The organism is Candidatus Pelagibacter sp. (genome assembly GCF_052049675.1).
In the GTDB taxonomy this organism is placed as follows: domain Bacteria; phylum Pseudomonadota; class Alphaproteobacteria; order Pelagibacterales; family Pelagibacteraceae; genus Pelagibacter.
In genome coordinates this window covers 1,169,040-1,182,911 of sequence record NZ_JBNGZM010000001.1, presented here as the reverse complement: position 1 = coordinate 1,182,911, position 13,872 = coordinate 1,169,040, and the positions used below count along the sequence as shown (strand labels likewise).

At 31.8% G+C, this 13,872-nt stretch carries 11 protein-coding genes; 1 reads left to right on the top strand and 10 read right to left on the bottom strand.

From position 1 onward, the window contains the following. The first annotated feature begins 1 nt into the window (after position 1). Positions 2–475: an RNA pyrophosphohydrolase gene (locus ACTT9L_RS06400; RefSeq protein ID WP_075502547.1), complete on the top strand. Its 474-nt coding sequence runs from the start codon at positions 2–4 to the stop codon at positions 473–475. Here ACTT9L_RS06400 and atpC read toward each other — a convergent pair. The 10 genes from atpC to sucD all read right to left on the bottom strand — a co-directional run bounded on the left by atpC (position 467) and on the right by sucD (position 13,872). After that, positions 467–859 carry an ATP synthase F1 subunit epsilon gene (gene atpC, locus ACTT9L_RS06395; protein ID WP_440928475.1) on the bottom strand — a complete coding sequence of 131 codons (393 nt, stop codon included), beginning with the start codon at positions 857–859 and terminating at the stop codon, positions 467–469. The genes ACTT9L_RS06400 and atpC overlap by 9 nt on opposite strands. Further along, complete coding sequence (gene atpD, locus ACTT9L_RS06390; RefSeq protein ID WP_440928474.1) at positions 859–2,277, bottom strand: F0F1 ATP synthase subunit beta; 1,419 nt, start codon at positions 2,275–2,277, stop codon at positions 859–861. Before atpD ends, atpC begins: the two co-directional genes overlap by 1 nt. Positions 2,278–2,279: 2 nt before the next feature. Next, on the bottom strand, positions 2,280–3,152 hold the full coding sequence (locus ACTT9L_RS06385) for a F0F1 ATP synthase subunit gamma (RefSeq protein ID WP_440928473.1): 873 nt from the start codon (positions 3,150–3,152) through the stop codon (positions 2,280–2,282). A 6-nt stretch (positions 3,153–3,158) separates the two neighbouring features. Next, positions 3,159–4,694 (bottom strand): F0F1 ATP synthase subunit alpha, encoded by a 1,536-nt coding sequence (gene atpA / locus ACTT9L_RS06380; protein WP_440928472.1) that lies wholly within the window; start codon positions 4,692–4,694, stop codon positions 3,159–3,161. Continuing rightward, complete coding sequence (gene atpH / locus ACTT9L_RS06375) at positions 4,695–5,252, bottom strand: ATP synthase F1 subunit delta (protein ID WP_440928471.1); 558 nt, start codon at positions 5,250–5,252, stop codon at positions 4,695–4,697. 108 nt (positions 5,253–5,360) lie between these two features. After that, positions 5,361–7,316 (bottom strand): replication restart helicase PriA, encoded by a 1,956-nt coding sequence (gene priA / locus ACTT9L_RS06370; RefSeq protein ID WP_440928470.1) that lies wholly within the window; start codon positions 7,314–7,316, stop codon positions 5,361–5,363. 22 nt (positions 7,317–7,338) lie between these two features. Next, the gene (lpdA, locus tag ACTT9L_RS06365; RefSeq protein ID WP_440928469.1) at positions 7,339–8,739 is read right to left on the bottom strand and encodes a dihydrolipoyl dehydrogenase; all 1,401 of its coding nucleotides are present in this window, start codon (positions 8,737–8,739) and stop codon (positions 7,339–7,341) included. Beyond that, complete coding sequence (odhB, locus tag ACTT9L_RS06360; RefSeq protein ID WP_440928468.1) at positions 8,740–10,038, bottom strand: 2-oxoglutarate dehydrogenase complex dihydrolipoyllysine-residue succinyltransferase; 1,299 nt, start codon at positions 10,036–10,038, stop codon at positions 8,740–8,742. A gap of 5 nt (positions 10,039–10,043) precedes the next feature. Then, complete coding sequence (locus ACTT9L_RS06355) at positions 10,044–12,962, bottom strand: 2-oxoglutarate dehydrogenase E1 component (protein WP_440928467.1); 2,919 nt, start codon at positions 12,960–12,962, stop codon at positions 10,044–10,046. Between the two features lie 34 nt (positions 12,963–12,996). Next, entirely contained in the window at positions 12,997–13,872 is an 876-nt protein-coding gene (sucD, locus tag ACTT9L_RS06350) for a succinate--CoA ligase subunit alpha (protein ID WP_440928466.1), read from the bottom strand.

Sequence of the window (13,872 nt, the reverse complement as noted above, 5' to 3'; positions counted from 1 at the left end):
TATGAATAAAAATTTTAAAGATTTACCACTGAGAAGTGGGGTCGGAATTGTGTTGCTAAATAAACAAAATAAAGTATTCGTAGCAAAAAGAATAGATAATCCTAAAAATTTTTGGCAAATGCCTCAGGGTGGTGTTGATGAGGGAGAGGATAATTTAAAAGCTGCATTTAGAGAACTAGAGGAAGAAACAAGTATCAAGAGTGTAGAACTTATAAAAGAATTAGATGGTACATTAACCTATGATTTGCCTGATAGATTACTAGGAATTATTTGGAAAGGTAAATACAAAGGTCAGAAGCAAAAATGGTTTTTAATGCGATTTATTGGAAATGATAATGAAATAAATATTAACACATCTAATCCAGAATTTTTAGATTGGAAGTGGATTGACTTAGATTTAATTACTGATGTTGTGGTTGATTTTAAACATCATGTTTACAAAGAACTTAAAGAAAAAGTAAAAAAACTAATTTAGAGTTTTTAAAACTTCAACTTTTTGATCTGCTAAATATTTAGATTGATCGTTAATATCGGTTTTATTAGCCTCTTCTTCTGCCTGATTAAGCAAATCTCGTTGCTTTGATTTATCCATATCAGCAAGATTAAAAATTGTACTTGTTAAAATTGATAAATTGTTATTTTTGAACTCAACAATTCCATCTTCAACATAGTAATTTTCATCACCTGATTTTGATAAAATCTTAATTATCCCAGGTTTCAAAAAGGAAATAATAGAAATATGATCCTTCAATATTCCCATCTCTCCTTCAAAAGCAGGAACCACAACTTCTGAAACATCATCTTTTACTAAAAAAGATTTTTCAGGATTTACTATTTCTACTTTAAACTCTTCGCTCATTAAGCAGCAGCTTCTTGTTCCATTTTCTTAGCTTTTTCTATAGCTTCTTCAATTGTTCCAACCATATAAAAAGCAGCTTCAGGTAAGTGATCATACTCACCTTTACAGATTGCATCAAAACCTTTGATAGTTGAGTCAAGATCAACAAGTTTTCCTGGAGAACCAGTAAATACTTCTGCAACAAAGAATGGTTGAGATAAAAATCTCTGGATTTTTCTAGCTCTTGCTACAACTAATTTATCTTCTTCGGATAACTCATCCATACCAAGAATAGCTATAATATCTTGTAGTGATTTATATGATTGTAGAATTCTTTGAACATCTCTTGCTACTCTATAATGCTCATCTCCAACAATTCTTGGATCTAAAATTCTTGATGTAGAATCAAGTGGATCTACTGCTGGATAAATACCAATTTCAGCAATTTGTCTTGAAAGTACAGTCGTTGCATCTAAGTGAGCAAATGATGTCGCTGGAGCAGGGTCAGTTAAATCATCAGCAGGTACATAAATTGCTTGTACAGACGTAATTGAACCTTTGTTTGTAGTAGTAATTCTTTCTTGTAGGTTACCCATGTCAGTAGCTAATGTCGGTTGATATCCAACAGCAGATGGAATTCTTCCTAACAAAGCTGAAACCTCTGATCCTGCTTGAGTAAATCTAAAAATATTATCTACGAAGAAAAGTACGTCCTGACCTTCCTGGTCTCTGAAGTATTCAGCTACAGTCAACCCTGTAAGTGCAACTCTTGCTCTTGCTCCAGGGGGTTCATTCATCTGTCCATAAACTAGAGCCGCTTTTGAACCAGCACCCTCTTTTTTAATTACTCCAGACTCAATCATTTCATGATAAAGGTCATTTCCTTCTCTAGTTCTCTCTCCAACTCCCGCGAAAACTGAAAAACCACCATGAGCTTTTGCAACGTTATTAATTAGTTCCATAATTAAAACTGTTTTTCCTACTCCTGCTCCACCAAATAATCCAATCTTTCCACCTTTTGCATAAGGTGCAAGCAAATCAATAACTTTAATACCTGTTACAAGTATTTCAGTTTCTGTTGATTGGTCATTAAATTCAGGTGCAGCTCTATGAATTGGCCAACTTTCTTTAGTCTTAACCTCGCCTCTTTCATCAATTGGTTCCCCAATTACATTTATAATTCTTCCAAGTGTTTCAGGTCCAACTGGAACTTGAATAGGAGCATTAGTATTAATAACTTCATCACCTCTTTTTAGTCCTTCAGTAGCATCCATAGCAATTGTTCTAACAGTAGTTTCACCTAAGTGTTGTGCTACCTCTAAAACTAGTCTGTTATCACCGTTTTTACATTCCAATGCTGTTAAAATTTCTGGTAGTTCACCATCAAATTTCACGTCTACTACCGCTCCAATAACTTGTGTGATTATTCCTTTGCTCATAATTATAAACTTTCTGCTCCTGATATGATTTCTATTAGTTCTTTTGTAATTGCTGCCTGACGACTTCTATTATATTCGATAGTAAGTTTGTCAACCATTTCACCTGCGTTTCGGGTTGCATTATCCATTGCGCTCATTCTAGACCCTTGCTCGCTAGCTGAATTCTCTAACATTGCTTTAAATATTTGCGTAGAAATATTCTTTGGCAATAAATTGCTTAAAATTTCATCTTCATCTGGTTCAAATTCGTAACTTTCTTCTGAACTATTTTCTTCTCCCTCATTATTTAAAGGGATAATTTGCTGTGCTTGAGGAATTTGAGTGATTACATTTTTAAATTGATTGTAAAAAATTGTACAAACATCAAATTCACCTGCCTCAAATTTTTCAATTACCATTTTCCCAACTTTGTCAGCATCGAAATAATTTGCATTTTTAGTTTCTTTGAAAGAAATATTTTCAATTATTTTGTCACCATAAACTCTTTTTAATTGATCATTTCCCTTTGAGCCTACAGTAATAATTTTAAGTTCTTTACCTTCATCTAAAATTTTTGCAAAATAACTTTTAGCTTTTTTAATAATATTAGAATTAAATCCACCACATAAACCTCTATCAGAAGTCATCACCACACAAAGATGAGTTTTTTCCTGACCAGTACCTGACAATAACTTTGGTGCATTTTCTTTATCAGATATACCATTTGATAAATTTAAAATAACATTATTCATTTTTTCAGAATATGGCCTTCCCTTCTCAGCACTTTCTTGAGCTCTTCTTAATTTAGCTGCTGCAACCATTTTCATAGCCTTAGTAATTTTCTGTGTAGACTTTACGCTAGCTATTCTTTTTTTTAGGTCATCTAAACTTGCCATAAATTATTAAGATTTAAAATTTCCTTTTAATTGAGTGATTGCCTCAACAAGTAATTTTTCCTTATCTTCCTCAAGTTTTCCTGAAGTTAAAATTGACTCAATAATTTCAGGCTTATCTGATTTACATTTTTCAATAATCTTGCTCTCAAATTCAGCAACGTCTTTTAAATCAATATCATCCAGATACCCTTTTACTCCACAAAATACTGAAATAACTTGTTCTGCAACAGTCATTGGTGAATATTGTTTTTGTTTTAAAAGTTCAGTTAACTTAGAGCCTCTATTCAAAAGTTGCTGGGTAGATGCATCTAAATCAGATCCAAATTGAGCAAAAGCTGCCATTTCTCTGTATTGTGCTAACTCTAGTTTCATTGAACCAGAAACTTTTTTCATTGCTTTAGTTTGAGCTGATGAACCAACCCTAGATACTGATAATCCTACGTTAATTGCAGGTCTTATACCTTGGTTAAATAGTTCTGTTTCAAGGAAAATTTGTCCATCTGTAATTGAAATAACGTTAGTTGGAATAAACGCGGATACGTCTCCACCTTGTGTTTCAATAATTGGAAGTGCAGTAAGTGACCCACCACCATGTTCATCGCTTAATTTTGCTGCTCTTTCAAGCAATCTACTATGAAGATAAAACACATCTCCAGGATAAGCCTCACGTCCTGGGGGTCTTCTTAATAGCAATGACATTTGTCTATAAGCAACTGCTTGTTTAGACAAATCATCATAAATTATTAACGCATGCATTCCATTATCTCTAAAATACTCACCCATAGCACAACCTGTGTATGGTGCTAAGAATTGTAAAGGAGCAGAGTCAGATGCAGTAGCAGCAACGATTGTTGTGTACTCCATAGCTCCAGCTTCTTCTAATGTTTTTTGAATTTGTCTTACTGTTGATCTTTTTTGTCCAACTGCAACGTATATACAATAGAGTTTTTGTTTTTCATCTCCAGATTCATTGATTTTTTTTTGATTAATGATTGCATCTACTGCAACTGCTGTTTTACCAGTTTGTCTATCACCAATAATTAATTCCCTTTGACCTCTTCCAATTGGAACTAGACTATCTATTGATTTAAGGCCAGTCTGCATTGGTTCACTTACTGATTGTCGTGGAATAATACCAGGAGCTTTTACTTCAACCCTGCTTTTTTTAATTCCTTTATCTAATGGTCCTTTTCCATCAATAGGATTTCCTAAACCATCCACTACTCTTCCTAATAATTCTTTTCCAACTGGAGTATCAACAATATTACCAGTTCTTTTTACTACATCCCCTTCTTTAACATTTCTGTCATCACCAAAAATTACGACACCAACATTTTCACTTTCTAAGTTTAAAGCCATACCTTTAGAACCATCTGCAAACTCTACCATTTCACCAGCTTGAACATTATCCAAACCATAAATCCTAGCAATACCATCTCCAACTGATAAAACTTGACCAACTTCTGTGACTTCTGCTTTATCACCAAAATTTTTAATTTGTTCTTTTAATATTTTTGTAACTTCTGAAGGATTTATTTCCATTTATGCCTCTACCATTCTATTTTCGATTTGTTGTAATTTATTTTTAATTGAGGTATCGACCATAGTACTTCCAACTTTTACTACCAGACCTCCTATTAAACTTTTATCATGTTTGTAGTTTAATTTTATTTTTGAGCTAAAATTTTTTGTTAACTCCTCTGTAATTTTTACAATTTCTTCATTAGATAATTCTTTTGCTGATTTTAATTCTGCCTTAAGTTCACCTCTTTTTCTTGAACAAATTTCAATAAAACTTTTAAGGATACGCTCGATAAAAAAGAAACGTCTTTTTTGAATTAAAAAACTTAAAAAATTTTTAAATAAAGACTCAAATTTATTATTTTCAGAGATTGTATTGATTACTTTCAGTAAATCTTCTTGGCTTGTAGTTGGATCTTTAATCAAATTAGAAAAATCTTCACTTTGATCAATTAAATTAAGAATTGATGAAGACTGATCTTCGATCTGACTTAAAAGATTGTTCTCCTCTGAAAGTTCAAAAAGCGCAAGAGAGTACCTTTCAGCTGAAGTTATTGAAAATCCGGTGTCTTTACTCAACTTGGTTCCTCTATAATGTTGAAGATTATTTAAAAATCACGCCCTAAATAGCATATGACCCTTATGTCTTCAAGTAGCGGATTCGTAAAAAAGGCCTCTTTTTTGCGGTTAATTGAAGTTAATTGGGTCAACATCAACTGAAAGTTTTATTCCAGAAGAAAATTTATATTTTGGAATAATTTTTGTAAGAGAACTTTGTAGTTTCATGGATTTTAAGCCTCTAATTAAAAATCTAATCCTAAATTTTCTCTTTAATCTAAACAATGGAGCATTCACTGGCCCTAATATTTTTCCTTCTATTTTGTTTTCAATAAAATTTTTAAAATTAATTGCTTCTTTCTCTAATTTAATTTCATTGTCTCCTGTTAATATTAAAGAAATAAATCTTTGAAATGGTGGTAGTTTATTTTTTTTCCTTATCTCCAGTTCCCTTTCTAAAAAAATATCTGGATTTTTACTTGTAATTTCTGAAATCATCTTAGTATTATTTTCGTAGGTTTGAAAATATACGGTTGCTGGCTTTCCTGTTCTTCCTGCACGTCCTGAAAGTTGATGATAAAGCTGTAAATTTTTTTCTGCACCTCTTAAATCATGTCCTTGAGATGAAAGATCAATATCAACAACTACAATGCAATTTAAGCTTGGAAAATGAAAACCTTTTGAAATTAATTGGGTTCCAACTAAAATATGCGTTTCATTTTTAATAATTTTATCTATTTTTTCTTTAGAGTCTTTTTTATTCATTGTGTCACTTGAAAAGATCTCTATTTTTTTACCAGGAAATTTTCTTTTTACTTCTTCTGAAATTCTCTCAACACCAGGACCACTAAAAATAAATTCACAATTGCCTTCTTTTGTACAGTTCCTTTTAAGATCAGATTTATATCCGCAATAATGGCACAATAGGTTATTTTTATTTTTATGATAAACTAAATTGATACTACAATTTGGACATGTAAAACTTGTAAAACACTTATTACATAAAGCATTTGGAGAAAAACCTCTTCTGTTTAAAAAAAACAAAACTTGATCTTTTTTTTCCAAATGTAAATTAACTTTTTCAATAATTTTATTTGATAACCATGATTGTTTTTCAAGTTTTGTATTATTTAAATTAATAATTTCATAATTGGGTAATGCTGCGTTTTGATATCTTTCATTTAATCTAGAAACCTCGTATTTACCTTTTTTAATATTTTCAAAAGTTTCTATTGATGGGACAGCGGTAATCAAATTGATTGGAATATTTTCGAAAGATGCTCTGGAAATTGCCATATCACGAGCATTATAGGTTATACCTTCATCTTGTTTAAATGACTGATCATGTTCCTCATCAACAATTATCATTCCTAATTTTTTAAATGGTAAAAATAGTGAAGATCTTGCACCAATAATTATTTTTATTTTACCATTAGAAACTCCACTCCAAATTAATTCTTTCTTTTTTTTTGAAATACCTGAATGCCAAACTGCAGGTTTAAAACCAAAATATTCTAAAAATTTTTGTTCAAACTGACTAGTTAGACCTATTTCTGGCAATAAAATTAATCCTTGAAAACCCTTCTTTATCATTGGTTTTAACGCTTCAAAATAAACTAAAGTTTTTCCTGATCCAGTCGTACCTTGTAAAACATGAACTCTAAATTTTTTATTTGAAGCGTTCATTTTTTTTAGAGATTTATTTTGATCACTAGATAGCTTGATTAAGTTTTGTTTAATTTCGCTATCAAATATTTGATAAAGTTGAGTTTCTTTGTTCTCTACCGCATTACTAGTTAAGAGTACTAACTTTAAAGCCATACCCTTTGGGATAAGATTATAATCTGCAAACCAATTTAAAAAATTTATTGTATTTTTTTTTAACGGAGTGACGTCTAATTTCTTGATTATATTTTTAGTCTTAAAATTTTTATTATTATTTTTTTCAAATTCGTCCCAAACAACACCGGTAATTTTTGATTTTCCAAAAGGTACCATTACATAATCACCAACTTTAAGTTTTAAACTACTTTCATAAGTGAATGGATGATTAAAAATATTTGGTACAAGAATCGGATATTTCATATTTTTATAATATGAAAAAAAATTAAGAGTGTATTGCTCTTTTATCTACTGATAAAGCAGCTTCTTTAACTGCTTCAGAAAACGTTGGATGAGCATGACAAGTTCGGGCGATATCTTCTGCACTTGCGCCAAATTCCATTGCAACACCGATCTCTGCAATTAATTCTCCTGCATGAGGTCCAATTATATGTGCACCTAATACTTTATCTGTTTGCTCATCAGCTAAAATTTTAACAAAACCTTCCGCATCATCTATGGCCTTAGCTCTTGAATTAGCCATAAACGAAAATTTCCCTACTTTATATTTTTTATTTAATTCTTTTAATTGTTCCTCAGTTTTACCGATTGATGCTACTTCTGGTGTTGTATAAACTACTCCTGGGATTGTATCGTAATTTACATGTCCAGATTGACCAACTATGTTTTCTGCAACTGCTATACCTTCGTCCTCAGCTTTATGTGCAAGCATTGGACCAACAATTACATCGCCTATTGCATAAATATTTTCAACGTTAGTCTTAAAAATTTTATCAGTTTTAATTCTATTTCTTTCGTCAAGATCTACTCCTACAGACTCTAAATTCAAACCATCTGTGTTAGGTTTTCTGCCAACAGAAATCAAAACAACATCACACTCAAAATTATTTTTATTACCATCTTTATCTACTGTTGAAATCACTGCCCCAGCTGCATTTTTTTTAATTGTTTCAACTTTATTTTGCATATTAAATTTCATTCCCTGTTTTTTTAAAATTTTCATAAATTCAGAAGAGATTTCTTTATCCATTCCAGGTGTAATATGATCTAAAAATTCAACAACTTGTACCTCTGCTCCAAGTCTTGACCATACAGACCCCATCTCCAATCCTATATAGCCTCCTCCTACTACAACCATTCTCTTCGGTACCTTTTCTAACTTTAGAGCACCTGTTGATGAGACAATTGTTTTCTCATCTATTTCTATTCCTGGTAATGAAACTGGTACTGATCCTGTTGCAATAACTGTTTTTTCTGTTTGGATGATGGTTTCTTTATTTTTATCATCCTTTATTAAAATTTCATTTTTAGATTTAAAACTTCCGTGTCCTTTAAAATAAGTAACTTTGTTTTTTTTTAAAAGAAATTCAACACCTTTTGTAAGAACAGTTACAGCTTTATCTTTACTTTTCATCATTTTGTCTAAATTTAATTTTACTTCGCCAACTTCAATACCTTTGTTTGCTAAACTTTTTACTTTATGAAATTCTTCAGACAGATTAAGTAAGCTTTTTGATGGGATGCAACCAACATTTAAACAAGTACCTCCCAAAGACCCTCTAGACTCTATACATGCAGTTTTTAATCCTAATTGAGCAAGTCTGATTGCGCACACATAACCACCCGGTCCACCTCCAATAACTACAGCTTGAAATTTTTCTGACATTTAAATATCTAAAAACAACCTTCTAGGGTCTTCTAAGTTTTCTTTAATCATTTTAAGGAAAGATACAGATTCTTTTCCATCAATAATTCTGTGATCATATGATAATGCTAAATACATAATTGGTCTTATTCTGATTTCACCGTCTACAACAACAGGTCTTTCCACTATATTATGCATGCCCAACACTCCAGATTGAGGTAAATTTAGTATTGGGGTTGAAAGCATAGACCCATACACACCTCCATTACTTATTGTAAATGTTCCCCCCTGAAGATCTTCAATCGTTAGCTTTCCATCTCGCGCTTTTTCTGAAATTTCTTTAATATTTTTTTCAATATCTGCAAAGGATAACTCATCTGCATTTCTCAAAACTGGAACAACCAAACCTTTATCTGTTCCGACAGCAAAGCTAATATTGTAATAGTTTTTATAGATAATCTCATCTCCGTCTATCTCAGCATTCACTGCAGGGAAATTTTTTAAAGCAACTACACATGCTTTTACAAAGAAGGACATAAATCCTAATTTTATCCCATAACGAGATTGGAAATCCTCTTGATTTTCTTTCCTCATTTCCATCACACTGCTCATATCAACCTCGTTGAATGTTGTTAAAAGAGCGGCATTCTCTTGAGCTTGCTTTAATCTTTTTGCAATAGTTTGTCTCAACCTAGTCATCTTAATTCGTTCTTCTTCACCATATTGAATTTTTCTTTCAGATGGTTTTGGATTTGCACCCATCAAACTTATTAAATCTCCTTTTAAAACTCTCCCATCTTTTCCTGAACCTTGAATTGAATTAATATCGATATTATTTTCAGTTACTATTTTTCTCACTGCTGGAGACAAGGTTGGATTAATATTTCTGTTTAGAGCAACATCTGGTTTTACTTCCTCAGTTAAAACCAATGGTTTATCTTTGGGTTTTTCTATATCTTTTTCTTCAAATACTTTTGGTTCTTTTTTATTTGCATCTAATTTTATTACATTGCTCTCTAAAGGAACTATTTCCTCTTGCTTGATTTCTTTTTGGTTTTTTGGTGCAGATTTAACCTTTCCACTTTCTGCTGATACAGAACCTAATAATGCTCCTACTTCAACAACTGATCCATCTTGTGAATTTATCTCTGTTAACACACCAGAAATTGGAGATGGCACTTCTAAGTTTACTTTGTCTGTCTCAAGTTCTACAATTGGCTCATCTGCTTCGACTGTATCACCTGCGTTTTTTAACCATTTTGAAACAGTCGCTTCTGTTATACTTTCACCAAGAACTGGGACTACTATTTTTTCATTCATTAAAATTAATCAAATACCTTGTTAATTATTTCTTGTTGTTGAGAATTATGCCTTTTGGCATATCCTGTTGCAGGAGTTGCGTCTGGGCTTCTTCCTATATAAGAAATTTTATTATTATTAGCCTTTAAAGTGTCTAATGTCCATTGGATATAATCTCTAACTGAAAACCAAGCACCCATATTTTTTGGTTCTTCTTGACACCAAAAGAATTCAGCATTTTTAGAGTACGGTTTTAACTCCTCAACCAAAGCTTTTGCTGGAAATGGATACAATTGTTCAATTCTATACATCACTACATCATCTCTTTTAAGCTTTTCTCTGGCGTCTAACAAATCAAAATATACTTTTCCAGAACAAAGTATTACTTTTCTTATTTTAGAACTTTGTTTTAGTTTAATAAATCCTTTAGACTTAGGATCTCTAGCATGATCCCACAATACTCTATGGAAAGTATTTTTTTTGTTAAAATCTTCTAAATTTGAAACACAATACTTATTTCTTAATAATGATTTTGGTGTCATTATTATTAGTGGCTTTCTGAAACTCCTATGCATTTGTCTTCTTAAAGCATGAAAATAATTTGCTGGGGTTGTGCAGTTCATTACTTGCATATTATCGTTTGAGCATAGTTGTAAAAACCTTTCTAATCTTGCTGAAGAATGTTCTGGTCCTTGTCCTTCATATCCGTGGGGTAACAACATTACTATACCAGATGCTCTATTCCATTTTCTCTCACCAGATGCAATAAATTGATCAATTACTACTTGAGCTCCATTAGCAAAGTCACCGAATTGTGCTTCCCAAAGAGTAAGCGTGTTTGGCTCTACTAGACTATAACCATATTCAAAACCTAAAACCGCAAGTTCAGATAAAAAACTATCTACTACTTCAAATTGCTTTTGATTTTTAGAAATATTATTCAATGGAATATACCTAGAATTGTCTATTTGATTTCTTAAAACAGAATGTCGTTGACTGAATGTTCCTCTTCCAGAGTCTTGTCCTACAAGCCTAACTGGATATCCCTCCTCTAGCAAAGATCCAAAAGCTAAAGATTCAGCTGAAGACCAATCAATTCCAGTACCTTTTTCGATACTTTCTTTTCTGGCATTAAATATTTTAGAGATAGTCTTATGAATATTTTTTTCCTCAGGAATATCATTTATTTTACTTGAGATTATTTTTAATCTATTTTCATCGAAACCTGTTATACCCCTCTTATCTTTACCTTTTTCAGGTTTATATCTTGACCATGTTCCCTCAAACCATTCTATTTTAGGTTTATAATCTTTTGCACTTTTGTATTGTTCATCAAGTAAATCTTTAAATGATTTAACATTTTGATTTAGTGATTCTTCAGTTATAGATTTTTCGTTTACTAATTTATTTCCATAAATTTTGTAAACACTGGGGTGAGATCTAATTTTTTTATACATTAAAGGTTGAGTAAATGAAGGCTCATCTCCCTCATTATGTCCAAATCTTCTATAACAAATTAAATCTACAACAACGTCTCTATTAAATTTTAATCGAAATTCAGTTGCTATTCTAGTTGCATAAACAACTGCTTCTGGATCATCACCATTAACATGAAGAATTGGAGCCTCTACCATTTTTGCAACATCAGATGGATAAGGTGAAGACCTCGCAAATCTTGGACTAGTAGTAAATCCTATCTGGTTATTAACAATAATATGAATTGTTCCTCCAGTGTTATGTCCTGGTAGTCCAGACATTGCAAAACATTCTGCTACAACTCCTTGACCAGCAAAGGCTGCATCCCCATGAATGAGAATAGGTATAACTTTATTTCTTTCACGGTCTTTATGAAAAAATTGTTTGGCTCTTGTTTGACCTAAAACAACTGGGTTAACAGCTTCTAAATGAGAAGGATTATCTGTTAAACTGACATGTACTGAATTTCCATCAAATTCTCTATCAGACGACGCTCCAAGATGATATTTTACATCTCCAGCACTATCTTCAGCATCAGTACTAAACTCACCAGCAAACTCATTAAAAATTTTTTTGTAAGATTTTTGTAAAACGTTTGCCAAAACGTTAAGCCTACCTCTATGAGACATACCTATTTTAACTTCTTTTATATTATTTTGACCACCAATTTTTATTATTTGTTCAAGAGCAGGTATTAAACTTTCGCCACCATCTAAACCAAATCTTTTTGTTCCCACATACTTTGTAGCTAAAAATTTTTCAAATCCTTCTGCCTGTACCAATTTATTTAAAATTGCCTCTTTACCATTTTTTGTAAATTGAAGTGCATTTTTATCTTGCTCTATCCTGTCCCTAAACCACTTTCTTTCATCTGGGTTTGAAATATGCATGAACTCATAACCTATTTTTCCACAGTAGGTTTTCTTCATAAACTTAAGTATTTCTCTTATATTTGCATATTTACGATTGATTACACCGTTTAGAAAAATTTTCTTATCGTAATTTTCTTTTTTAAAACCGTAAAAATCTGGATGAAGCTCATCTAGATATTCTGACTCTCTCATTTCTAAAGGATCAAGATCCGCTAACAAATGTCCTCTTAGTCTATATGCTCTAATTAATGCTACAGCACTAATAGAATCTTTATTTGAGTCAGCAAGTAATTGAAAATTAAATTTTTCTGAAGTGTCTAATTTGACATTATTAAAATCATTTTTATCTTGTTCTTCTATTTTTTTTTGTAATTCATCAATATCAATCTTTTTTTTAGTAGGTCCCCATGATGGACCATTAATTTCTTTTGCTATAACATTTAATTCTTCACCAATTCCCTCAAAATAATTTGCCCAACTTTCTGGAAGATCAGCATCTTTATTTACAAACTTTAAATACATTTCTTCTATAAATGCACTATTAGATTTGTTTAAAAATGAAGTTTTTTCGAAATCAAGATTTTTTGATGAAGACATCTTTTTGTTTAATATATCCCTCTAATATTTTTTTTCAATTAGACAGTTTATCAAATAAAGTTTTTCCAATAATTGATGGTGATTTAGCAACTGTAATACCACATTCTTCCATTTTTTTTATTTTATCTTCAGCTCCACCCTTGCCACCTGATATAATGGCACCAGCATGCCCCATTCTCCTTCCTGGAGGAGCAGTAACTCCAGCTATAAATCCAACAATTGGCTTTTTGATCTTATGTTTTTTTATAAATTCAGCTGCTTCTTCTTCGGCTGTTCCTCCAATTTCACCTATCATTAAAATGGATTCTGTTTCAGAATCATTTAAAAATAAATCTAAACAATCTATAAAATTTGTTCCATTAATAGGATCACCACCAATACCAATACAAGTTGATTGACCAAGTCCATTTTCAGTTGTTTGGGCTACTGCTTCATATGTCAATGTTCCTGACCTTGATACAATTCCAACACTACCTCTTTTGTGAATATTTCCCGGCATAATCCCAATTTTACATTCATCTGGTGTGATTATTCCTGGACAATTAGGTCCAATTAATCTGCTACTAGATCCACTTAATTTTTGTCTGACCTTAAGCATATCCTGAATTGGAATTCCCTCTGTTATACAAACAATAAGTTCAACTGATGCATCAATAGATTCAATGATCGCTGCTGCTGCAAATTTAGCAGGTACATAAATCATAGTTGCATCTGCTCCTACTTCATTTTTTGCCTCTAAAACGCTATTAAATACTGGTCTGTCTAAATGTTTTTGTCCACCTTTCTTTGGCGTAACTCCACCAACAAGATTGGTTCCATATTTTATAGCCTGCTCTGAATGAAATGTTCCGTGTGAGCCAGTAAATCCCTGACAAATTACTTTTGTATTTTTATTTACCAAAACCGACAT

Bases quoted from the DNA above. Each gene is read 5' to 3' on its own strand.
- ACTT9L_RS06400 (WP_075502547.1), top strand. From the start codon at position 2: ATGAATAAAAATTTTAAAGATTTACCACTGAGAAGTGGGGTCGGAATT.
- atpC (WP_440928475.1), bottom strand. From the start codon at position 859: ATGAGCGAAGAGTTTAAAGTAGAAATAGTAAATCCTGAAAAATCTTTT.
- atpD (WP_440928474.1), bottom strand. From the start codon at position 2,277: ATGAGCAAAGGAATAATCACACAAGTTATTGGAGCGGTAGTAGACGTG.
- ACTT9L_RS06385 (WP_440928473.1), bottom strand. From the start codon at position 3,152: ATGGCAAGTTTAGATGACCTAAAAAAAAGAATAGCTAGCGTAAAGTCT.
- atpA (WP_440928472.1), bottom strand. From the start codon at position 4,694: ATGGAAATAAATCCTTCAGAAGTTACAAAAATATTAAAAGAACAAATT.
- priA (WP_440928470.1), bottom strand. From the start codon at position 7,316: ATGAAATATCCGATTCTTGTACCAAATATTTTTAATCATCCATTCACT.
- lpdA (WP_440928469.1), bottom strand. From the start codon at position 8,739: ATGTCAGAAAAATTTCAAGCTGTAGTTATTGGAGGTGGACCGGGTGGT.
- odhB (WP_440928468.1), bottom strand. From the start codon at position 10,038: ATGAATGAAAAAATAGTAGTCCCAGTTCTTGGTGAAAGTATAACAGAA.
- ACTT9L_RS06355 (WP_440928467.1), bottom strand. From the start codon at position 12,962: ATGTCTTCATCAAAAAATCTTGATTTCGAAAAAACTTCATTTTTAAAC.
- sucD (WP_440928466.1), bottom strand. From the start codon at position 13,872: ATGTCGGTTTTGGTAAATAAAAATACAAAAGTAATTTGTCAGGGATTT.